Origin of the sequence: Micromonospora inositola (assembly GCF_900090285.1) — a bacterium.
In the GTDB taxonomy this organism is placed as follows: Bacteria; Actinomycetota; Actinomycetes; order Mycobacteriales; family Micromonosporaceae; genus Micromonospora; species Micromonospora inositola.
This window is the reverse complement of record NZ_LT607754.1, coordinates 3,106,000-3,128,388: the sequence shown is the minus strand read 5'-3', so window position 1 is coordinate 3,128,388 and position 22,389 is coordinate 3,106,000. Positions and strand designations below refer to the sequence as shown.

The 22,389-nt window shown below is 73.3% G+C and carries 18 protein-coding genes; 7 read left to right on the top strand and 11 right to left on the bottom strand.

From position 1 onward, the window contains the following. Positions 1-37 precede the first annotated feature (37 nt). From GA0070613_RS14970 to GA0070613_RS14950, 5 genes are all read left to right on the top strand, one after another. Positions 38-1,378, top strand: a complete 1,341-nt coding sequence (locus tag GA0070613_RS14970) for an ABC transporter substrate-binding protein (RefSeq protein WP_089012869.1) — start codon at positions 38-40, stop codon at positions 1,376-1,378. 73 nt (positions 1,379-1,451) lie between these two features. After that, the gene (locus tag GA0070613_RS14965; protein WP_089012868.1) at positions 1,452-2,501 is read left to right on the top strand and encodes a carbohydrate ABC transporter permease; all 1,050 of its coding nucleotides are present in this window, start codon (positions 1,452-1,454) and stop codon (positions 2,499-2,501) included. A 1-nt stretch (position 2,502) separates the two neighbouring features. Continuing rightward, positions 2,503-3,465 carry a carbohydrate ABC transporter permease gene (locus GA0070613_RS14960; RefSeq protein WP_089012867.1) on the top strand — a complete coding sequence of 321 codons (963 nt, stop codon included), beginning with the start codon at positions 2,503-2,505 and terminating at the stop codon, positions 3,463-3,465. A gap of 61 nt (positions 3,466-3,526) precedes the next feature. Further along, positions 3,527-4,600, top strand: a complete 1,074-nt coding sequence (locus GA0070613_RS14955) for a LacI family DNA-binding transcriptional regulator (RefSeq protein ID WP_089012866.1) — start codon at positions 3,527-3,529, stop codon at positions 4,598-4,600. Positions 4,601-4,682: 82 nt separating this feature from the next. Beyond that, a complete protein-coding gene (locus GA0070613_RS14950) occupies positions 4,683-6,338 on the top strand; it encodes a glycoside hydrolase family 13 protein (RefSeq protein WP_089015954.1) in 1,656 nt (551 codons plus the stop codon). A gap of 66 nt (positions 6,339-6,404) precedes the next feature. On the opposite strand, the gene GA0070613_RS14945 is transcribed toward GA0070613_RS14950, so the two are convergent. From GA0070613_RS14945 to xylA, 3 genes are read right to left on the bottom strand one after another with little or no spacing between them, the layout of a single operon-like run. Further along, on the bottom strand, positions 6,405-7,817 hold the full coding sequence (locus GA0070613_RS14945) for an MFS transporter (protein ID WP_089012865.1): 1,413 nt from the start codon (positions 7,815-7,817) through the stop codon (positions 6,405-6,407). A gap of 48 nt (positions 7,818-7,865) precedes the next feature. After that, on the bottom strand, positions 7,866-9,314 hold the full coding sequence (gene xylB / locus GA0070613_RS14940) for a xylulokinase (protein ID WP_089012864.1): 1,449 nt from the start codon (positions 9,312-9,314) through the stop codon (positions 7,866-7,868). An 11-nt stretch (positions 9,315-9,325) separates the two neighbouring features. After that, on the bottom strand, positions 9,326-10,513 hold the full coding sequence (gene xylA / locus GA0070613_RS14935; RefSeq protein ID WP_089012863.1) for a xylose isomerase: 1,188 nt from the start codon (positions 10,511-10,513) through the stop codon (positions 9,326-9,328). Between the two features lie 49 nt (positions 10,514-10,562). On the opposite strand from xylA, the gene GA0070613_RS14930 reads away from it, so the two are divergent. Further along, a complete protein-coding gene (locus tag GA0070613_RS14930) occupies positions 10,563-11,822 on the top strand; it encodes an ROK family protein (protein WP_089012862.1) in 1,260 nt (419 codons plus the stop codon). Between the two features lie 114 nt (positions 11,823-11,936). Here GA0070613_RS14930 and GA0070613_RS14925 read toward each other — a convergent pair whose 3' ends face one another. Beyond that, positions 11,937-12,467 carry a MarR family winged helix-turn-helix transcriptional regulator gene (locus tag GA0070613_RS14925; RefSeq protein ID WP_089012861.1) on the bottom strand — a complete coding sequence of 177 codons (531 nt, stop codon included), beginning with the start codon at positions 12,465-12,467 and terminating at the stop codon, positions 11,937-11,939. A 95-nt stretch (positions 12,468-12,562) separates the two neighbouring features. Here GA0070613_RS14925 and GA0070613_RS14920 point away from each other — a divergent pair, with 95 nt between their 5' ends. Then, positions 12,563-13,693, top strand: coding sequence for a PP2C family protein-serine/threonine phosphatase (locus tag GA0070613_RS14920; protein WP_089012860.1), 1,131 nt, complete (start codon positions 12,563-12,565; stop codon positions 13,691-13,693). 42 nt (positions 13,694-13,735) lie between these two features. On the opposite strand, the gene GA0070613_RS14915 is transcribed toward GA0070613_RS14920, so the two are convergent. The 7 genes from GA0070613_RS14915 to GA0070613_RS14885 form a co-directional block, all read right to left on the bottom strand. Then, a complete protein-coding gene (locus GA0070613_RS14915) occupies positions 13,736-15,220 on the bottom strand; it encodes a sugar transferase (RefSeq protein WP_089012859.1) in 1,485 nt (494 codons plus the stop codon). A 211-nt stretch (positions 15,221-15,431) separates the two neighbouring features. Further along, positions 15,432-17,180, bottom strand: a complete 1,749-nt coding sequence (locus GA0070613_RS14910) for a VWA domain-containing protein (RefSeq protein ID WP_089012858.1) — start codon at positions 17,178-17,180, stop codon at positions 15,432-15,434. A gap of 187 nt (positions 17,181-17,367) precedes the next feature. Next, a complete protein-coding gene (locus tag GA0070613_RS14905) occupies positions 17,368-18,405 on the bottom strand; it encodes a lactonase family protein (RefSeq protein ID WP_089012857.1) in 1,038 nt (345 codons plus the stop codon). A 113-nt stretch (positions 18,406-18,518) separates the two neighbouring features. Beyond that, on the bottom strand, positions 18,519-19,121 hold the full coding sequence (locus GA0070613_RS14900; protein WP_089012856.1) for a GTP-binding protein: 603 nt from the start codon (positions 19,119-19,121) through the stop codon (positions 18,519-18,521). Then, complete coding sequence (locus tag GA0070613_RS14895) at positions 19,102-19,491, bottom strand: DUF742 domain-containing protein (RefSeq protein ID WP_089015953.1); 390 nt, start codon at positions 19,489-19,491, stop codon at positions 19,102-19,104. Before GA0070613_RS14895 ends, GA0070613_RS14900 begins: the two co-directional genes overlap by 20 nt. Beyond that, positions 19,481-19,903, bottom strand: a complete 423-nt coding sequence (locus tag GA0070613_RS14890) for a roadblock/LC7 domain-containing protein (RefSeq protein ID WP_089012855.1) — start codon at positions 19,901-19,903, stop codon at positions 19,481-19,483. The genes GA0070613_RS14895 and GA0070613_RS14890 overlap by 11 nt, the downstream gene beginning before the upstream one ends. Further along, positions 19,903-22,245 carry a sensor histidine kinase gene (locus GA0070613_RS14885; protein ID WP_089012854.1) on the bottom strand — a complete coding sequence of 781 codons (2,343 nt, stop codon included), beginning with the start codon at positions 22,243-22,245 and terminating at the stop codon, positions 19,903-19,905. The genes GA0070613_RS14890 and GA0070613_RS14885 overlap by 1 nt, the downstream gene beginning before the upstream one ends. Positions 22,246-22,389 lie beyond the last annotated feature (144 nt).

Below are 22,389 nucleotides of genomic sequence, written 5' to 3'. Positions count from 1 at the left end.
TCGATTCCCCCACGCGCCGGCAAGGAAGGAGATCGGCATGGCGTTTGCCAGATCACGCCAGGCTCTCGCGATCGCCGGCGTACTGGGGCTGGCGCTCGGCGCCACCGCCTGCGGCACCGGCAACGACAAGAAGAGCGGCAAGGCGAGCTCCCCGGAGTGCGCCGCATACGAGAAGTACCAGGGCCACGACGGCAAGAAGGTCACGATCTACTCGTCGATCCGGGACATCGAGGCCGACCGCCTGGAGCAGTCCTGGAAGCAGTTCGAGGACTGCACCGGCATCAAGATCGACCACGAGGGCAGCGGCGAGTTCGAGGCCCAGCTGGGCGTCCGGGTCGACGGCGGCAACGCCCCCGACCTGGCCTTCATCCCGCAGCCGGGTCTGCTCAAGCGGTTCGTCGACGCGGGCAAGATCAAGACGGTCGGCGCTGACACCAAGGCGCTGGCCGAGCAGAACTTCACCCCCGACTGGCTGAAGTACAGCACCGTGGACGGCAAGCTCTACGGCGTTCCGCTCGGCTCCAACGTGAAGTCCTACGTGTGGTACTCGCCGAAGACCTTCAAGGACAAGGGCTGGACCGTCCCGACCACCTGGGACGAGCTCATCGCGCTGAGCGACAAGATCGCGGCGAGCGGCACCAAGCCGTGGTGCGCGGGCATCGAGTCCGGTGACGCCACCGGCTGGCCGGCCACCGACTGGATCGAGGACCTGATGCTGCGGACGCAGGGTCCCGAGGTCTACGACCAGTGGACCACCCACGGCATCCCGTTCAACGACCCGAAGGTCGCCGACGCGGTCAACAAGGCCGGCACCATCCTCAAGAACGAGAAGTACGTCAACGGCGGCTTCGGCGGCGTGAAGAGCATCGCCACCACCTCCTTCCAGGAGGCCGGCACGCCGATCACCACCGGCAAGTGCGCCATGCACCGCCAGGCGTCCTTCTACGCCAACCAGTGGCCGCAGGGCACCAAGGTGGCCGAGGACGGCGACGTCTTCGCGTTCTACTTCCCGGCCGTCGACCCGGCCAAGGGCAAGCCGGTGCTGGGTGCCGGCGAGTTCGTCTCGGCGTTCGCCGACCGTCCCGAGGTCCAGGCGGTGCAGACCTACCTGGCCTCCGGCGAGTACGTCAACAGCCGCGCCAAGATCGGCGACTGGCTGTCGGCGAACAACAAGCTCGACATCAACAACGTGCCGAACCCGGTGGACAAGCTCTCCGTCCAGATCCTGCAGGACCCGAAGACCGTCTTCCGCTTCGACGGCTCGGACCTGATGCCGGCCGCGGTCGGCGCGGGCACCTTCTGGAAGGGCATGGTCGACTGGATCAACGGCAAGGACACCACGACGGTGCTCAACGGCATCGAGGCCAGCTGGAAGTGATCTGAGGCGGTGGCCCGGTCCGCACCCCGTGGGCCGGGCCACCGCTGCCGACCGAACCCTTGAAGGAGGGTCGATGGAGTTCGACTTCGCGGAGGAACAGCCCAAGTTCCTCATGCTGATGTACGGGCTGATCGCTTTCGTCGCGGTGGTGGGCGGCCTGCTCCTGCTCCTCGACGTGGTGCCGGCCTGGTTCGCCCGTCGTCGCGAGGCGCAGCTGATCGCCGCCTCGGCGAGCGGCGCCCCGTTGCCCCGCCGACGCAAGCAGCGGGAGGGGCTCTTCGCGCTCTTCTTCCTGCTGCCGACGCTGCTGCTGCTCACGGTCGGGCTGGTGGTGCCGGCGATCCGCACCACGCTGCTCTCCTTCATGGACGCCGACAGCAGCAACTGGGTGGGCCTGCACAACTACAGCTGGATGTTCTCCGAGGACTCGATCATCCGGGTGCTGGTGAACACCCTGGTCTGGGTCATCCTGGTCCCGCTGGTGGCCACCTCGTTCGGTCTGCTCTACGCCGTGCTGGTGGACAAGGCCCGCTTGGAGGCCGTCGCCAAGTCGCTGATCTTCCTGCCGATGGCCATCTCGTTCGTCGGCGCCAGCATCATCTGGAAGTTCGTCTACGCCTACCGCGGCGACGGCCAGGAACAGATCGGCCTGCTCAACCAGATCGTGGTCGGCCTCGGCGGCGAGCCGAAGCAGTGGCTGCTCGAATCGCCGCTGAACACCATCCTGCTCATCGTGATCATGGTCTGGATCCAGGCCGGCTTCGCCATGGTGGTGCTCTCCGCCGCCATCAAGGCCATCCCGGCGGACATCGTCGAGGCGGCCCGGCTCGACGGGGTCAGCCCGTGGCAGATGTTCTGGCAGATCACCATGCCGAGCATCCGACCGGCGCTGATCGTGGTGGTGGTGACGCTCTCGATCGCCACGCTCAAGGTCTTCGACATCGTCCGGACCGCCACCAACGGCAACTACGACACAGGTGTCATTGCCAACGCGATGTACGACCAGGCGTTCCGGTACGGCCAGCCCGGGCAGGGCTCCGCGCTGGCGGTCTTCCTCTTCGTCCTGGTGATCCCGATCGTGATCTACCAGATCCGCAACCTGCGTCAGCAACGGGAGGGCTGAGATGACCACCGCCACGCCCACCGTCGGAGTCGGTACCCAGGCCACCGGGACGCCCACCCGCGCCACCCGGGTCCGCAAGCGGCTTAACACCCGGACGGCCACCCTCGTCTCGATCGTCATCGCGCTGCTCTGGACCGTCCCCACCTTCGGTCTCTTCATCTCGTCGTTCCGACCGGAGAACGAGATCAAGACGACCGGCTGGTGGACCTTCTTCACCAACCCGCAGTTCACGCTGGAGAACTACCAGGAGGTGCTCTTCAGCAGCTCCTCCTCGTCGGGGCAGCTGGCCAGCTACTTCATCAACTCGCTGGCGATCACCATCCCGTCGGTGCTCTTCCCGCTCGCCTTCGCGTCGCTGGCCGCGTACGCGCTGGCCTGGATCAACTTCAAGGGCCGGGACCTGCTCTACATCGCGATCTTCGCGTTGCAGATCGTCCCGCTGCAGATGGCCCTGGTGCCGCTGCTGAAGTTCTTCTCCACCGGCGTCACCATCGCCGGCGTCACCGTGCTCCCCGCCTGGGATCTGGTCGACGAGCAGAAGTTCGCCCAGGTGTGGTTCGCGCACACCTGCTTCGCGCTCCCGTTCGCCGTCTTCCTGCTGCACAACTTCATCTCGCAGCTGCCCAGGGACCTGATGGAGGCGGCCCGGGTCGACGGGGCCACCCACCCCAAGATCTTCCGCACCATCGTTCTGCCGCTGATCACCCCGGCCCTGGCGGCCTTCGGCATCTTCCAGTTCCTCTGGGTCTGGAACGACCTGCTGGTCGCGCTGATCTTCGCCGGGGGCGGCAACGAGACCGCCCCGCTCACCGTCCGGCTGGCCGAGATGGCCGGCACCCGGGGCAACGAGTGGCAGCGGCTCACGGCCGGCGCGTTCGTATCGATCGTCGTACCGCTGATCGTGTTCCTGTCCCTCCAGCGCTACTTCGTGCGCGGCCTGCTCTCCGGCAGCGTCAAGGGCTGACCCGTCGGTCCGCCGCCGCCGGTCCCCCGGCGGCGGCGGGCGCGGATGGAGCGGGGGAACGATGACCAAGATTGACGATGTCGCCCGCCTGGCCGGGGTCTCCACGGCCACCGTCTCGCGGGCGCTGCGGGGCCTCCCGACCGTCTCGGCCGCGACCCGGCGCCGGGTCCTCGCCGCCGCCGAGCAGCTCCAGTACGCGGTCTCCCCGAGCGCGTCCCGACTGGCCGGCGGGAAGACCGGCACGGTGGCCGTGGTGGTCCCCCGGATCACCCGGTGGTTCTTCGGCACGGTCGTCGAAGCGGTCGAGGAGTACCTCCACCAGTCCGGCTACGACCTGCTGCTCTACAACCTCGGTGGCCGGGAGCAGATTCGTCAGCGGGTGCTCCGCACGGCCAGCCTGCACAAGCGGGTGGACGCGGTCATCCTGGTCGCCACCCCGCTGCGACCGCCGGAGGTGACCGCGCTGACCGCGCTGGACCTGCCCGGCGTCACCATCAGCTCCGGCACGGTGATGCCCGGCTGGCCCTGCGTACGCATCGACGACGTGGCCGCCGCCCGGACCGCCACCCGGCACCTGCTCGACCTCGGCCACACCCGGATCGCGCACATCTCCGGCGACCCGGACGACGAGCTGGCGTTCACCACCCACCTGGACCGGCGGCGGGGCTACCAGGCGGCACTCCGGGCGGCCGGGATCCGCCCCGACCCCAGCCTGGACGTGGAGTCGCAGTTCACCATCGACGGCGGCAACCGGGCCACCGCCGAGCTGCTGGCCCGGGGCGAACCGCCCACCGCCATCTTCGCGGCCTGCGACGAGATGGCGATGGGCGCGATGACCGCGCTGCGGGACGCCGGGCTCCGGGTGCCGCAGGACGTCAGCGTGATCGGCATCGACGACCACGACCTGGCCAAGGTGCTCGGGCTGAGCACCATCGCGCAGCCGGCCGCGGAGCAGGGCCTGCTCGCCGCGCGGATCCTGCTCGACCCGTTGGGCGCCAGCACCGTCGAGCCGTACGCCGGGCGCCTTCCGGCGCCGCGCGGCGGCGACGCCCCCGGCCACCCGTCGGTACCGCCGGTGATCCTGCCCACTCGGCTGGTTGTGCGGGAGTCGACCGCCCCGCCACGGGCAAACTGAAGAATTCGGCCGTCCCGCGGACGGCCGGGCAGCAACCGTCCGACCATCGGACGGCACGGTTCGACACACAGGGGAGAAGGCTCTGAACACCGACGTGACGCAGCAGGAAACGGCCGGCGGCCCGGTCACCGGCTGGTGGACCGAGGCCGTCATCTACCAGATCTACCCGCGCTCCTTCGCCGACTCCGACGGCGACGGCATCGGCGACCTCCCCGGCATCACCGCCCGCCTCGATCACCTCGCCGAGTTGGGCGTCGACGCGGTCTGGCTGTCGCCGTTCTACCCGTCCCCGCAGGCCGACGCCGGGTACGACGTGGCCGACTACCGGGACGTCGACCCGCTCTTCGGCACCCTCACCGACGCGGACAAGATGATCGCCGAGGCGAAGGCGCGCGGGCTGCGCGTCATCGTCGACCTGGTGCCGAACCACACCTCGTCCGCGCATCGCTGGTTCCAGGCCGCGCTGGCCGCCGGGCCGGGCAGCCCGGAGCGGCAGCGGTACGTCTTCCGCGACGGCCAGGGAGCCGACGGCGCCGAGCCGCCGAACGACTGGCAGAGCGTCTTCGGCGGGCCGGCGTGGACCCGAGTGCCGGACGGGCAGTGGTACCTGCACCTCTTCGACACCGGCCAGCCAGACCTCAACTGGGACAGCCCGGAGGTCCGCACCGAGTTCCTGGACGTGCTGCGGTTCTGGCTGGACCGGGGCGTCGACGGCTTCCGGGTGGACGTGGCGCACGGGCTGATCAAGCAGGCCGACCTGGCGAACTGGCAGGAGCCGCAGGAGATCCTCTCCGGCAAGGAGGCGGACAAGCCGCGCCCGCCGATGTGGGACCAGGACGGCGTGCACGACATCTACCGGGACTGGCGGCGGCTGCTGGACTCGTACGACGGCGAGCGGATCCTGGTGGCCGAGGCCTGGGTGGAGCCGGCCGAGCGGCTGGCCCGGTACGTCCGCCCCGACGAGATGCACCAGGCGTTCAACTTCGAGTACCTGCTCGCCGCCTGGACCGCCCCCGCCCAGTACGCGGTGATCACCCGCTCGCTGGAGGCCACCGACTCGGTCGGCGCCCCCACGACGTGGGTGCTCTCCAACCACGACGTGGTGCGGCACGCCTCCCGCCTCGGGCTGCCGGTGGGCACGCCCCGGCCCAACGGCATCGGCATCGGCGACCCGCAGCCGGACGCCGCGCTCGGTCTGCGCCGGGCCCGGGCGGCCACCCTGCTGATGCTCGCCCTGCCCGGCTCCGCCTACCTGTACCAGGGCGAGGAGCTGGGGCTGCCGGAGCACACCACGCTGCCCGACGAGGCCCGGCAGGACCCGACCTGGAAGCGCAGCGGGCACACCGAACGCGGCCGGGACGGCTGCCGGGTACCGATCCCGTGGGAGGCCGACGCCCCGTCGTACGGCTTCGGGCCGACCGACGCCAGTTGGTTGCCGCAGCCCCCGAGCTGGGCGGAGTACGCCCTGGACCGGCAGCGCGGGGTGCCCGGGTCGACGTACGAGCTGTACCGGACCGCGCTGCGGCTGCGTCGCGAGCACGGGCTCGCCCGGGGGCCGCTGGAGTGGCTCTCCACCGGCGACGAGGTGCTCGCCTTCCACAACGGCGGTCTGACCGTGCTGACCAACTTCGGCACGGCCGCCGTCCCGGCCCCGGCCGGCGAGGTGCTGGGCAGCAGCGCCCCGCTCGACGACGACGGCCGGGTCCCGACCGACGTGACGGTCTGGGTCCGCGCCTGAGCGGCCCGTTTCGCTGGTCCCCGCCCCCGGGCGGGGACCAGGCCGCGCCGGCCCACCGGCACCCGGTCAGAGGCGGTCGGCGCGGGCGTGCAGGAGGTCGTGCACGGAGTCGATGTCGCCGGGTGAGGTGCGGGCGGCGAGCCAGTACATGACGCCGGTGGGAAGGAAGAAGAGCTGGAAGGCGGCCAGCCCGACGGCGTAGTTCAGCGGCGGTGGGAAGGCCGCGCGCAGCCCGGCGAAGGCCACCCCGACCAGCCCGTTGCCGGCCGCCCGGCCGACCCCGTTGACCAGGTTGCCGAGGCTGTAGACGGTGCCCCGGTGCTCGGGCGGGTTGACGTCGGCGATCAGCGCGAACCAGTTCGGCGAGTTCGCCGAGGTCAACGCGAGCGCGACCACGGCGGTGAGCAGGCTCAGCCCGACGGTGGGCTCGGTGACCACGCTGGCCAGCACGGCGGCGACCACCGCGCCGGAGCCCCCGCCGTCCGGCACGTCGATCCGGATCGGCACGAAGAACAGGACCAGGTAGAACGGCACGGCCGCGAGGATGCCCACCGCCGCGACCAGGGCCCGCCCGCTCGCCGTACGCCGTTGCAGCGCGTCGCCGACCAGGCCACCCACGATGGAGAGCACCCCGCCGAGTTGGAACAGGGTGGCGAAGACGCTGCCCACCACGACCGCGGTGGCCGCCGAGTAGCCCTGCGCCTCGGCCCGCTGGGCGAAGAGCACCGGGAGCCAGACCAGCGAGCCGAACGCGGCCTGCGCGGTGAGCCCCTGGAGGATGAGCCAGCGGTTGGTCCGCCGGGCCAGGATCCGGGGCAGGTCCGAGCGGGTGATCCGGTAGTCGTAGTCGGCGCCGGCGTCGATCGCTCCGGCCAGCTCGGGCTCGCTCTGCCCGCGCCGGATGTCGTACGTGAACAGGTAGGCGGCCGTGGCGGCCAGCCCGACCACGGTGAGGACCAGGAACGGCCGTCGCCAGTCGGTGGCGCCGAGGATGCCGCCGGTCAGCGTGCCGGCCAGGGTGCCGACGCCCTGGGACAGGCCCCAGAAGCTCATCACCAGCCCCCGGCGGCGGGGCGAGATCAGGTCGGTCACCACGGAGAAGCCGACCGAGCCGACCGCCCCGAGCCCGACCGCGGCGACGAGCTGCGCGGCCAGGAACGTCGGGTAGTCCTGCGCGAGCGCACTGCCGCCGGTGCCGGCCGCCCAGATCAGCGTGCCGACCATGAGCAGCGGCTTGCGGTTGGTCCGGTCGCCGACGTACGCCCAGGCGACCGCGGCCACGGCGCTGACCAGGAAGCTCACCGCGGTGACCAGGCCGAGCAGGCGTTGCGGTACGCCCAGCGCACCGGAGATCGGCCCGTACAGCGGCGGCACCAGGCCGATCGCCACGTTGTCCAGCGACGCGAGGACCACGAAGACGACCACGCTGTAGAGGCGGTGTGCCGCGCTCCCGCGTCGGGAGATCCTGGTGCCGGTCATGTCCGGCAGCAAACCAGGAGCGGATCACGGCCCGGTGACCGCCCCCCGCTACCCGCTCGGGCGGTCTACCGTCCGGTCCCGGGCCTCGGCGTAGCGGGCGCGGATGGCGGGGACCGGGTCGGCGGCGTACTCCCGGGTGTCGGCGAGCGGCCAGCGGGGTGGCGCGGCGCCGCCCAGGGCGAGCCAGGCGGCCTGGCGGGCGGCGCCGTCGGCGACGTACTCCCCGGGCGGCGGCACGACCACCGGGCAGCCGAAGACCTGCGGCGCGACCCGGCGGACCGCGGCCGACCGGGCGCCGCCGCCGATCAGGACGACGCGGTCGGCGCGCGCGCCCTGGGCGGTCAGCGCGTCGAGCCCGTCGGCGAGCGCGCAGAGCATCCCCTCGACCGCGGCCCGGGCCAGGTGGGCGGCGGTGGCGTTGGTCAGGGTCAGCCCGTGCACGGCACCGGTGGCCAGCGGCCGGTTCGGGGTCCGCTCCCCCTCCAGGTACGGCACCATGACCAGCCCGTCCACGCCCGGCGGGGCGGCCAGCGCCAGCTCGGCCAGTTCGTCCAGACCGACCCGGAGCAGCTCGGCGGCGGCGTCCAGCACCCGGGCCGCGTTGAGCGTGCAGACCAGCGGCAGGAACCGGCCGGTGGCGTCGGCGAAGCCGGCGACGATCCCGGTCGGGTCGGCGGCCGGCGCGTCGGCCACCGCGAAGACCGTGCCGGAGGTGCCGACGGAGACCACCACGTCGCCGGGGCCGGCCCCCACGCCGAGCGCGGCGGCGGCGTTGTCCCCGGTCCCGGGGCCGAGCAGCACCGTTCCGGCGTGGCTGGGCCGGCCGCCGAGCGCCGCCGGGTCGACGACGCCCGCCGGTTCGGCCGGGCCGAGGACGGCCGGCACCCGCAGCCGGCGGCCGAAGGCCCGCTCCAGCAGGTCGAGGCGGTACTCCCCGGTGGCCGGCGACCAGTAGCCGGTGCCGCTGGCGTCGCCCCGGTCGGTGCGCAGCGCGGCCAGGCCGGGGGCGCCGGCCAGCCGCCAGGTGAGCCAGTCGTGCGGCAGGCAGACCGCCGCCACCCGGTCCGCGTTCGCCGGCTCGTGCCGGGCCAGCCAGCGCAGCTTCGTGGCGGTGAAGCTGGCCACCGGTACGCTGCCCGTCGCCTCGGCCCAGAACCGGCCGCCGGTCCCGTCGGCGTCGGCCTCCTCGATCAGGTCCCGGGCTGCCCCGGCGGACCGGGTGTCGTTCCACAGCAGGGCCGGGCGGACCACCCGGCCCGCCTCGTCCAGGCAGACCATGCCGTGCTGCTGGCCGGCGACCGAGACGGCGGCGACGTCGGCCAGCCCGCCGGCCGCGTCGACGGCCGCGAGCAGGGCGTTCCACCAGGCCTGCGGGTCGACCTCGGTGCCGTCGGGGTGCGGCGCGCGGCCCTGCCGGACCAGCGCGCCGGTCTCCGCGTCCCGGACGACGACCTTGCAGGACTGGGTGGACGAGTCGACCCCGGCGACGAGCGGCATGGCGACCGGCCTCAGCGCGCGCCGAGCAGGTGCTCGACGGCGAGCTGGTTGAGCCGGACGAAGCCGAAGCCCTTCGCCCCGGCCGCATCCGGGTCGAACTCCTCGAACGCGGCTCGGTCGGCGAGCAGGTCGGCGTAGCTCTCCCCCGGGTTCAGCGTGGGCGTGGCCAGGTCGCCGACCTTGCTGGCCGCGAGGGCCTCGGCCACCTCGGGGTCGGCCCGGAACGCCGCGGCCCGCTCCTTGAGCAGCAGGTACGTCCGCATGTTCGCCTCCGCCGATGCCCACACCCCGGTCATGTCCTCCGTGCGGGAGGGCTTGTAGTCGAAGTGCCGCGGCCCGTCGTACGCCGGACCGCCGTCGGGGCCGCCGTGCTCCAGCAGATCCACCAGGGCGAACGCGTTGAGCAGATCGCCGTGGCCGAAGACCAGGTCCTGGTCGTACTTGATGCCGCGCTGGCCGTTGAGGTCGATGTGGAAGAGCTTGCCCTGCCAGAGCGCCTGGGCGATGCCGTGCGCGAAGTTCAGCCCGGCCATCTGCTCGTGGCCGACCTCCGGGTTGAGCCCGACGAGTTCGGGGCGGGCCAGGGTGGAGATGAACGCCAGCGCGTGCCCCACGGTGGGGAGGAGGATGTCGCCGCGCGGCTCGTTCGGCTTGGGCTCGAGGGCGAAGCGCAGCTGGTAGCCGTTGTCGACGACGTACTGGCAGAGCAGGTCGACCGCCTCGCGGTAGCGGTCCAGCGCCGAGCGGACGTCCTTGGCCAGGTCGTACTCGGCGCCCTCCCGGCCGCCCCACATCACGAACGTGCGGGCGCCCAGCTCGGCGGCGAGGTCGACGTTGCGCAGCACCTTGCGCAGCGCGTAGCGGCGGACGTCACGGTCGTTGCTGGTGAAGCCGCCGTCCTTGAAGACCGGGTGGGTGAAGAGGTTGGTGGTGACCATCGGGACCACCAGGCCGGTCTCGTCGAGGGCCTTGCGGAACCGGGTCAGCCGGGCGTCGCGGGTGGCCGCGTCCGCGCCGAAGGGGACCAGGTCGTCGTCGTGGAAGGTGATCCCGTACGCCCCGAGCTCGGCGAGCCGTTGGACCGCCTCGACCGGGTCCAGCTCGGGCCGGGTGGCGTCGCCGAACGGGTCGCGGGCCTGCCAGCCCACCGTCCAGAGACCGAAGGAGAACTTGTCGGCGGGGGTGGGACGGGGTGCCATGGCAGACCTCCGGTGGTGTCGCCAGCAATTTGTTCAACGGTTGAATTAAATGACCGCCCTGTGGCACTGTCAAGAGGTGACCAGTCCCAGCACCGCCGGCGCCGTCCGGCAGGGCAGCCTCCGCGAGCTCAACCTCGCGGTCGTGCTCCGGCGGATCGCCACCGCCGACCGGCCGCCCTCCCGGGCCGAGGTCGCCGCCGGCACCGGCCTCACCCGGGCCACCATCTCCGCGGTGGTCGACGACCTGATCGGCGGCCGGCTGGTGGCCGAGGCCGAACCCGCCCCGCGTACCGGCGCCGGCCGGCCCGCCCGCGGCCTGGTGCTGGCCGGCGACGGCCCGGCCGGGCTCGGCCTGGAGGTCAACGTCGACTACCTCGCCGCCTGCGTGGTGGACCTGGCCGGCACGGTCCGGCACCACGTCGTGCGCCGCGCCGACCTGCGCCCGGTCTCTCCCACCGACGCGCTGGCCCGGCTCGCCGCGCTGGCCGCCGACGCCCGCGCCGCGGCGGCGGGCCAGGGGCTGACCCTGGCCGGCGCGGCCCTCGCCGTGCCGGGCCTGGTCGGCGCCGGTGGCCTGGTCCGACTCGCCCCCAACCTGGGCTGGCGGGACGTGGACGTGCCCGCGCTGCTCGCCGGCCACCGGCTGACCGAGCCGGTCGACGGGGTGCCGCGGCTGGTGGTGGAGAACGAGGCCAACCTGGCCGCGCTCGGCGAGCTGCACGCCGGGCCGAGCGGGTCCGCCAGCTTCCTGCACATCTCCGGCGAGATCGGGATCGGCGCCGGGATCGTCCTCGACGGGCGGCTGTACCGGGGCGCGCGCGGCTGGAGCGGCGAGATCGGTCACATCCCGGTGCATCCCGAGGGGCGGCCCTGCCGCTGCGGCGGCCGCGGCTGCCTGGAGCGGTACGCCGGTCAGGAGGTCGTCCTGGCCGCGGCCGGGCTGGCCGGCGCGGACCTGCCCGCGGACACCGCCGCGACCCGGCTGGCGGACCTCGCCCGGGCCGGCGACCCGGCCACCCTCGCGGCGCTGGCGGACGCCGGTACCGCGCTCGGGGTGGCCGTCGCCGGTGTGGTGAACCTGCTGGATCTGGACACCGTGGTACTCGGTGGCGGGTACGCCCCGCTCGCCCCCTGGCTCCGGCCGCCGGTGGTCGCAGAGCTCTCCCGCCGCGTGCTCACCGCGGCCTGGTCGCCGGTGACCGTCCGGCCGGCGGCCCTCGGCGCGCGGTCCGCGGCCGTCGGCGGAGCCGCGTCGGTGGTGCGCCGGATCGTGGACCGGCCGGTCGGCTGGCTGGCCCGCAGCGGGTGAGGCCCGTTCCGCGATGCGCGATCACCTGCCGACCCTGCTGCTCGGCACGCCAAGGTCAAGTCGGGAGCCGGCCGACCGGGGCGGCGCCCGCCGTCCGGGCGTCGGGTCTGCGGATCAGGCCGTACGGGCCACCGGCGGCTCACCGGCCGGGTCGTCCGCCCACTCCGCCGCCGACTCCCCGCGCGGGGAGCCCTGCGCCACCGGCCAGCCGGCCTCCGAGGCCGCCGTGGCCTCCCGGCGGCGGGCGCTCTCATCAAACTCGCGCATGCCGCGCAGCAGCGCCTCCCGCCCCTCCGGAGTCATTCCGGTGAGGACCAGGTCCAGCCGCTGCCGGCGGTCGGACCGCAACTCGGCGAGGAGCCGGACCGCCTCCGGGGTCAGGTGCAGGGAGATCTCCCGCCGGTCGAAGCGGCCCGGCTCCCGCTCCAGCATCCCGGCCGCGACCAGCCGGTCGCAGAGCCGGCTGGCCGAGGAGAGCAGCATGTCCGTCAGCGTGGCGAGCCGGCGAAGGTTGATCCCGTCGTGCTGTTCGACGACCATGACCGCACGCAGCTGGGCGCTGGAGAGCCGGCTCGTGGTCCGTTCCCGGGCCGCCTCCCAGACGGCCAGCAGGGTGCCCGCCGCCTCGTCCAGGGCGGCGGCCATACTCGCATCTGGTCCGTAGGGACCGTGTTCTTCGGCCATGGTGGGCCCGAGACTACTCGCCCCACCAGGGCGTCGACCTGTGCAAAGGAGCAAAGATGAGCGGACGGAAGGATCTGGCCCGCCGGACCCTCATCGAGGCCCCGGCCGACCTCCTGCTCGACCGGCTCGCCGCCGAGCTGGAGCGGTTGTACCAGGTCACCGGGGTCGAATTGTTCCAGGTCGACTACCGGCTGGCGGTGCTCCTGCCGTTCACCGGCGGTGACCCGATCACCAAGCCCGGCCACCCCGCCTGGCGGTGCTTCGACCACCAGGAGCCGATCGTCGCCGACGGGACGGGCTGGTTCCCGGTCGGCATGCGCGGCGAGCGGCGTGGGGTGCTGCGGGTGTCACAGGTCCCGGACGACCCGACCGTCGTCGGTGAGCTCGACGCGATCGCCACCGCGCTCGGCCACGAGCTGGCCGCCGTGACGGCCAGCACCGATGTCTACGTCACCGCCCGCCGCGACCGTCGGCTGACGCTGGCCGCTGAGATGCAGTGGGAGCTGCTGCCCGGCCGCAGCCGGATGCGCCCGTCGTTCAGCCTGGCCGGCCAGCTGGAGCCGGCGTACGCGGTGCGGGGGGACGGCTTCGACTGGTCCGACGACGGCCGCCGGCTCTGGCTCTCCACGATCAACGGGTCGGGTGAGGGTGTGGCCGCCTCGATGCTCACCTCGCTGGCCACCCACGCGCTGCGCAACGCCCGCCGGGCCCAGCTGGGCCTGGCCGACCAGGCCGCCCTGGCCGACCAGGCGATCTACGCCCTGCACCGGGGCGCCCAGCACCTCTCCGCGCTGCTGCTGTCGCTGGACCTGGCGTCCGGACTGCTGACCGCGGTCGACGCCGGGTCGCCGCGCCTGGTGCTGTTGCGCGACGGCGAGGTGAGCGAGCAGGTCCTGGAGAAGCAGTTCCCGCTGGGCATGTTCGAGGGCACGGACTACCGGGAGCAGCAGTTCCAGCTGCGACGCGGGGACCGGCTCTTCGTGGTCAGCGACGGAGTGGTCGACGCGACCGGGCAGCAGGTCCGGTACGGCGAGACGGCGCTGGACCGCTTCCTGCGGCGTACCGGGCCGATGGAGCCGCTGGACGCGGTCCGGTCGTTGCTCGGCGATCTGCGAGCCTTCGTCGCCGGCGACCTGGTCGACGACGCCGTGGTGGTCTGCCTCGACTGGCTCGGGCCGCAGCCCTGACCGGGCCGCCGGCCCCGGCGGCGACTCGCCGGGGCCGGCGGCTCAGTACGCGCCCCGGCTGTTGACCACCGCGCCGAACGTCTTCCAGAGGATGGTCAGGTCGGCGGCGAGCGACCAGTTCTCCACGTAGTAGAGGTCGAGCCGGATGCCGTCCTCCCAGCTCAGGTCGGATCGCCCGCTGACCTGCCAGAGGCCGGTCATGCCGGGCTTCACCAGCAGTCGCCGGGCCACGTCGCCGTCGTACCGGGCCACCTCGGAGGAGAGCGGCGGGCGCGGGCCGACCAGGCTCATCTGGCCGAACAGCACGTTCACCAGCTGCGGCAGCTCGTCCAGGGACCACTTGCGCAGCAGCTGGCCGATCCGGGTGACCCGGGGGTCGTCGCGCATCTTGAACATCAGGCCGTCGGTCTCGTTGCGCGCGACCAGTTGGGCGAGCAGGGCGTCGGCGTTGACCACCATGGTGCGGAACTTGAGGACGCCGAACTCCTCGCCGCCCTGACCGACCCGGGTCTGGCGGAACAGCACCGGGCCCCGGCTGTCCAGCTTGATGGCGAGCGCGATCACGACCAGCAGCGGCAGCAGCAGAGCCAGCGCCACGAACGAGAGGGACCGGTCGACCAGGCCCTTGACCAGCTTGCGGGCGCCCCGGAACTCCGGCGCCTCGACGTGGATCAGCGGCAGGCCGGCGACCGGCCGGGTGTGGATGCGGGGACCGGCGACGTCGGTCAGCGCCGGGGCGACGACGAGGTCCACCCCGGTCCCCTCGAGCTGCCAGCCGAGCCGGCGCAGCCGGGTCGCGGTCAGCTCGCCGGAGGCGGTGACCGCCACGGTGTCCGCCCCGATGGCGGTGGCCGCCTCGGGGATGCCCCGGAACGAGCCGACCACCGGCACGTCGCCCAGCCGCTGCGGCACGGGCGCGAGCAGCGCGTCGGGGATGCACGCCCCGACCACCTGGTAGCCGGCGTACGGCTCCCGGCGCAGGGTTTGCACCAGCTCCAGCACGTGCACGGTGTCGCCGACCACCAGCACCTTGCGGGACCAGCCCACGCCCCGGTCCCGGGCGCGGTGCAGCCGCTTGCGGGCGGCGAACCGGGCCACCTCGAGCCCGACCGTGCCGACCGCGAAGGAGATCGCCAGGAAGCCGCGGGAGACCCCGACGTCGGCGATGTAGCCGGCGATGGCGATGCCGCCGGCCAGGCGCAGGCTGGCCGAGCTGACCCGCCGGTACTCGTCGGCCCCGTAGCCGAGCACCCGGTCGTCGTAGCAGCGCAGCACCCGCAGCGAGATCAGCCAGGCCAGCAGCAGGCCGGGGGCGACCACGACGTACGGGATGTTCGAACCGCTGGGCTCCTCGTCGCCGAAGCGGGCGACGTACCCGACGAGGATGGCCACCGCCAGAACGGCAGTGTCCAGCACCGCCAGGAGCCGGATGTAGGCCCGCTCGTCGGCACGCGTCGCCGGTCCGGGGCGGTCGCCCCTCGACCGCGACGGGGTCTTGGCGGGGGTCAACAGTGTCGCCGAGGTCACCGGCCCTCCCCGCTTCGCTGAGGACGGCTCCGGCCGGACGGTCCCCGGTCGAGGACCGCGCCGGAGCACTCCGCCATCTTGCCCGGAAACTATGGGTGCGCCGATTGCTTCGGTCGTATTGCCGTCACTTTTCCCCGGCCCGCACGGGCCGGGAAAGCGTTCCGCCGTACCGGTTCTCCCGATACGGCGGAACCCTTCGCTGAGTGACGGATCAGCGGGGCGCGGGCGGCCGCAGCGCGATCGCCTGCAGGAAGATCTCACCGATCTTGGTCGGGTCCGTGGCGACGAAGGCGCCGCCATCGGCCTCCTTCGTGATCGCGTCGAGCTCCGCCTTGCTGACTTCGGTACCGATACCGATGATGATCACCCGCACCGGCTGCTCCGGGTCCCTGATCTCCTTCAGCTTCTGGATCAGTGCGGCTCGGGAGATGCCGTTCTTGTCGTCGTTCTTGCCGTCGGTGAAGAGCACCACGGAGTTGACCTTGCCCGGCTCCCACTCCTTCTGGACCTCCTTGTAGGCGGCCAGCATGGTGTCGTAGAGGCCGGTATTGCCGTCCGACGGCTTGATCCCGGCCAGCCTCTGCTGCAGTGCGCCCCGGTTGCTCGACAACGGCCTTATCCCGACGAGCTCCTGCCAGTCCTGCGAGCCCCGCAGGTTGGTGGAGAAGGTCCACAGCCCGATCGACCAGGAGTCGTCGAAGAGGCTCAGGCCCTGGCTGGCGGCCTCGACGGTGACCTGCTCCCGGGTGGCGCCGTTGGCGGTCGCCACCGGATCCTTCATCGAGCCGGAGACGTCGATGACGGCCAGCATGCGCCCGGACTGGGTGGCGACCGCCCAGGTCGTGGTGGCGCTCTTGATCGCGGTCGGGTCCAGCCCACCGGCCGCGCCCTGGCCGGTCGGCGGGAGGGTGGCCCCGCCCGCCGGGCTCGGGGCGCCCTGGGGTGCCTTGAACCCCTCACCCCAGTTGCCGTTCGGCGAGCGCAGCGACTGCATGGCCAGCCGGTCGCGGAAGCCGGGGGTGGTGAGCACCTCGAAGAGCACCTGCGCGGCCGACGCCTTGTCCGGCTCGATGCCGGGCAGCACCGCGAACGGGTAGTCCAGCGGCATCGGGGGCGGATCGAGGTAGAGGGCCGCGAGCGGGATCGGCGGCTTGGTCTGGTTGTACGCGATGACGTCCTCTTCGGAGAGGGCGGCGGCGCCCAGTCCGCTGGCGATCGCGGTCGGGTCCGAGGAACGCGGGAACCGCGCGAGGAGGTCCTGCCTTATCGACGACCGGTTGGTGGCCAGCGCGCGCAGCGCGCCGATCATCGCCCCCCGCGCGTCGGGCGACCCCGCGGAGCCGGTGGAGCTGGCGGCGGCGGTCAGCGAGAGCAGCCCGGAGAGGCCGGCCGCGTCCTGGGTCGGCTCCACGATGCCGGCTTTCAGCGGCGACTTGCCGGTGGTGACCGCCCTCAGCAGGTCCGTCCAGGCGAGCTTCTTGTCCGGCCAGCCGACCCGGGTGGCCACCGGCTCGGGCATGGCGACCACCACGGGGCTGCGGGCGATCGAGGCGCCGTTGGCCGGGGCGAAGGCGGTGGCGCCGCCGCTCTTCAGCCGCAGCAGCCAGGTGGAGGAGTCCGGCACCCAGACGTCGGGGGTGACCGCCGTGCCGCTGGCCTGCCCGACGCCGGCCAGCGTAGCGCCGTGCTTGCTCGCCACGGCGGCGGCCACGTCGACCGGCTCGGAGGAGGCGACGTTCACGCCGATGCAGGTCCCGCCGACCGCCGCCCCGTCCGCGACCCACTGGTCGGCCGCCGCCTTGACGGCGGGGGCGATCTCCGGGGCGGCGGCGACGGACAGTTGGATCCGCCCGGAGCAGGACGGCCCCGCCAGCTGCTGGTAACCGAACCAGGAACCGGCGACGACGACGAGCACAGTTGCCGCCGCGGCGGCACCTGCCCCACGGAGACTTGAACGCATACGATGGCGGCCAGACACGGTGACCATCTTGCGTATCTCGTGAGGTTACTGCCACAACCGTTCGGTTGAAAGTTACGCAGAAGAAACAGTGGATCGCAAAACCGTGACCATGAGTGAGCGGTCAGTTATCAAATGTGGCCAAAGTCCACGGCGGACAGCCAAGTGAGTCGCTCCGGTGACTGTCCGACTACGGGCAGACGCAGGTCGGGCTCGCCACCGGCACCGGCTCCCCCACCGCCGCCGGCACCCCGGTGTCCGGGTCCACCCGGAACATCCTGATCATGTCCGCCCGCTCGTCGGCGACGTAGAGGTGCTCCGCGGTCAGCGCGAAGTGCCGCGGCCACTCCCCGCCGGTGTCGACCTCGGCCACCAGCCGTGGCGAGCCGTCGGCCACCGAGAAGACCGCGACCGTGCCGACCCCGCGGTTGCCGACGTAGAGGAAGCCGCCGTCCGGCCCGAGGGCGATCTCGGAGGGCTGCACGTGCCCGGCGCGCCCGCTGGCGTCCACCCGCTCCCGCTGGTGCAGCGCGCCGTCGGCGGTGAGGTCGTACGCGGTGACCGTCCCGTCCAGCTCGCCCACCACCCAGCAGCGCCGCCCGTCGGGATGCCGGGCCAGGTGCCGGGGCCCGGTCCCGGCCGGCGTACGCAGCCGCGGGGCCCGGGGCACCAGCCGGCCGGAGGCGGCGTCGAGGTCGTACCGGTAAACCGAGTCGGTGCCCAGGTCGACGGCGAGCAGCGGCCCGACGCCCGGGTCGGGCGAGACCATGTGGCAGTGCGCCTTCTCCTGCCGCTCCGGGTCCGGCCCGTGCCCCTCGTGGTGGACCAGATCGCTGCGCTGCCCCGGCACGCCGTCGGAGTCGAGCGGGAAGACGGCCACGCTGCCGCCGCCGTAGTTGGCCACGAAGAGGTGCCGCCCGTTCGGGGCGACCGCCAGATGGCAGGGTTCGGCGCCCCCGGTCGGCTGGACACCGAGCGGGCTCAGGTCACCGTCCGCGGCCACCCGGAACGCGCTGACCTGCCCCTCCGACAGCTCGTTCACGGCGTAGAGCACGGGCAGCGCCGGGTGCCGGACCAGGAACGACGGCGACGCGGTGATCGCCGCGGTGCCCAGCGGGGTCAGCTCCCCCGACGCCGGGTCGCGGCGGGCCGCGACGATCCCGGCGGCCCGCCCGCCGCTCTCCGCCGTGTAGCCACCGATGTGGACGATCGTTGCCTGGCCGGTCACCGGACCACCTTCCGCCGCTTCCTCCGTCGATCCAACCAGAGGCTTCCCGGCAAGCCGGCCGTTCAGCCGTGTTTCGGGGCCAATTCGGCGGCCGGGGCGCCGGCCCGCCGGCGTCAGGCCACCGGCACCGGCTCGCCGCGCTGCCGGGCGACGTGCTCGACCAGCGAGATCAGCACCAGCTTCCCGGACTGCCGGTCCCGGACGTCGCAGAGCACCAGCGGCACGTCCGGGTCGAGGTCGAGCGCGTCGCGCACCGACTCCAGGCTGAACCGGCGGGCCCCGTCGAAGCAGTTCACCCCCACCACGAAGGGGATGCCCCGCTGCTCGAAGTAGTCGATCGAGGGGAAGCAGTCGGCCAGCCGGCGGGTGTCCGCGAGCACCACCGCGCCGAGGGCCCCGAAGGCCAGCTCGTCCCAGAGGAACCAGAACCGGTCCTGGCCCGGGGTGCCGAAGAGGTACACCTGCAGATCCTCGTTGATGGTGATCCGGCCGAAGTCCATCGCCACCGTGGTGGTCGACTTCTGCTCCACGCCGGCGAGGTCGTCGGTGCCGATCCCGGCCCCGGTCAGGACCTCCTCGGTCTGCAGGGGCCGGACCTCGCTCAACGCGCTCACCAGCGTCGTCTTGCCGGCCCCGAAGCCCCCCGCAATGAGGATCTTCAGGGCCAACGGGATCCGCTGACCGGATCCTTCCCGGTCATAGCGCACGGAGTCCATTGACCACCGCCTTGAGGATGTTGTCGTCGGGCAGGTGTGCGGCGGTCGGCGGCTGGTGCACCGCGACCAACCCGCGGGCGAGGAGGTCGCCGAGCAGCACGCGGACCACGCCGACGGCGAGGTCCAGGTCCGCGGCGAGGTCGGCCACCGCGACCGGCCGGCGGGCCAGCTCGACGAGCCGTCGGTGCTCCGGCTGCAACCCGGGGTGCCCGGCGGTGTCGGCCATCGGCGCGGCCAGCACGAACGCGACCAGGTCGAAGCCGTCGACCGCCGGCCGGACCCGCCCGCCGGTGAGGGTGTACGGGCGGACGACCGGACCGGCGGCGCCGTCCAGCCACTCGTGCTGCGGCCCCGGCGACTCAGCCCGCATCGGCGGCACCCGACGCCGTGCGGGCCGGGGCGGTGAGGTTCTCGCCGACCCGGATGACCAGCATCGCCATCTCGTACGCCACCAGGCCGATGTCGGCGTCGGCGTCGCTGACCACCGCCAGGCAGGCGCCCTGCCCCGCGGCGGTGACGAAGAGGTACGCGGACTCCATCTCCACCACGGTCTGGCGGACCGCGCCGCCCGCCAGGTGCCGGGTCGCCCCCTTGGCCAGGCTGGAGAAGCCGGAGGCCAGCGCGCAGAGATGCTCCGCGTCGGTGCGGCTCAGCTCGGCCGAGGCGCCGAGCAGGAGCCCGTCCGCCGACAGCACCACCGCCTGGCGGGCGGCGGGCACCCGCCCCACCAGCTCGTCGAGCAACCAGTCGAGATCGACGTTCTGCCTCGTCGTGTACACCACTAGGCGTCCCTCTCAGTTGCGGTCAGGGGTTCCGGAGCCGGCGCCGGCGAGGCGAACCCGGCCGCCGGCTCGGGAGCGGCGTCGGCGGTCGGCTCGGTCGGGTTCGCGATCGCCCGGGCGCCGTCGAGGCGACCACGGGCGGTGCCGGCCTGGAGCGCGGACATCGTCCGGCGGACCTCCTCCGGCGGCCGGTGAGTCGGGGCGTCGGCGACCACCGGCCGGGGACGTGCCGCCGATCCCCGGCGACGGACGCGGCGGGGCAGGCCGTCGCCGTCCGGGGCGGCCTCGACCGACGAGCCGCGGCCGGCGACGAAGGGCACCACCGGGGTGGGCGACTCGGGCCGTTCCCGGCCGGGCCGGGTGGCCCTCGGCCGGGGCAGGGTGTTGAGCCGGGTCACCTTGGCCATCCGGCGGTCGTCCCCGGTCGTCGCCCCGGCCTCCGGGCCGGTCGGTCCCACGGCCGGCTCCTCCGTGACCAGATCGGCCGGGATGAGCACCACCGCGGTGGTCCCACCCGGGATGGCCGGGCGGAGCTGGACCCGTACGCCGTGCCGGGCGGCGAGCCGGCCCACGACGAAGTGGCCGAGCCGGGCGCTGTCGGCCGGGTCGAACTCCGGCGACCGGGCCAGCTTGCGGTTGGCGTCCTCGAGGACCCGCGGTGACATGCCCAGCCCCCGGTCGGTGATCTCGAGGGCGTACCCGTTCGGCACGGCCTGCCCGGAGACGTCGACCCGGGTGCCGGGCGGGGAGAAGACGGTGGCGTTCTCGATGAGCTCGGCGAGCAGGTGGATCACGTCGCCGACGGCCCGGCCCAGCACGCCGGCCGGCTGCACCGTGCCGATGTCCACCCGGTCGTACGACTCGACCTCGGAGATGGCGCCGCGGATCACGTCGACCGCGGCGACCGGGTTCCGCCAGCCCCGGCCGGGCACCGCACCGGCGAGGATGACCAGGTCCTCGGCGTGCCGCCGGAGCCGGGTGGCGAGGTGGTCGACCTGGAAGAGGCCGGCCAGCTCGTCCGGGTCCTCGGTGCGCCGCTCCAGCCGGTCCAGCAGCGCCAACTGCCGGTGCACCAGCCCCTGGCTGCGCCGGGCGATGTTGAGGAAGACGTCGTTGAGACCCCGGCGCAGGGTGACCTCGTCGACCGCGGCCTGGACGGCGGTCCGGCGTACCTGGTTGAAGGCGTGACCCACCTGGCCGATCTCGTCGCCGCCGTGGTCCAGCTCGGGCGCCTCCCGGGCGACGTCGACCTCCTCGCCGCGGCGGAGCCGGGCGACCACGTCGGGCAGCCGGTGCTCGGCCATCTCCAGGGCGGCGGTGCGGACGCCGGTCAGCCGGCCGGCCAGCGACCGGCCGACCCGGAGCGCCACCAGGACGCAGACCACGATGGCCAGCAGACCGAGCACCCCGGCGGCGGCGAGCCGGACCAGGATCCCCACCGCCATCGGCACCGAGCGTTCGGCCAGCTTGTCGGCCCCGCTCAGCTCGAACTCCCGCAGGCCCTGCTGGACCGCGGCCTGGCTGGTCTCCCAGCTGCGGACGTCGAGCCGGGGCGGCAGGCCGTCGGCGCGGATCAGCGCGTCCTGCAGGGCGCTCAGCCGGACGAAGGCCTCCCCCTCGGTCAACTGCCGGTACGCGGTCCGTTCCGCCGCGGGCAGGTCGGCCACCGCCGTCTCGGTCAGGAACCGCTGGTTGTCGATGGTGCGGACGAGCTGGTCATGCTCGCCCTCGGCGAACCGGCCGGCGGTCAGCGCGCCGGCCAGCAGCGCGTCGGTCTGGCCGAGCAGTTCCCGGGACCGGCCGAGCGCGGTGAGCGCCAGCGCCTCGCGGTTGAGCTCGTCGTCCGGGAGGGTGGCCATGGCGGAGAACGCCTGGAAGGCCGAGGAGATCATCCCGCTGTAGAGGCCGACCGCGCCGGAGAGATCCACCTTCCGGCCGTCGATGAAGCCACGGCCGGCGGGCAGCGCGTCCAGCGCGGCGACCAGCTGGTCGAGCCGGTTGTCGAGCAGGTCGTCGGCGGCGTCGCGCAGGGCGTCCCCGGCCACCCGGCGGCGCAGCTCGGCGACGGCCCGGTCGGTGCGCAGCCGCTGCTCGTTCAGGGCCGGCAGCGTGGTGTCGCCGGCGAGCTGGACCACCGAGAGCCGGCGTTCGCGTTGCAGCTCGGCGACGACGGCCTCGCCGGGGCGGCCGAGGTCGTAGAGGAGGGTCCGGGCGGCGAGCAGGTCGAGGGCGGGGCCGAAGGTCAGCGTGGTGGCGAAGATCCAGAGCGCCAGCAGCGCGGTCACCGGGCCGATGACCAGCGCGGTCAGCTTGGCGCGGATCGGCCAGTCGCGGGTGTTCAATCAGACCTCGCCCGGAAGCTGTCGCAGGGGTGGCGCCGGCGCCGGCCGGACGTGGTCCCGGCGACGGCGCCGGGCCCCGGCTCGGGCACCTTGGGCAGAATACGTAATCCGCGGCGGTTGCACTACCGGCCGTCTCGCCGGTAA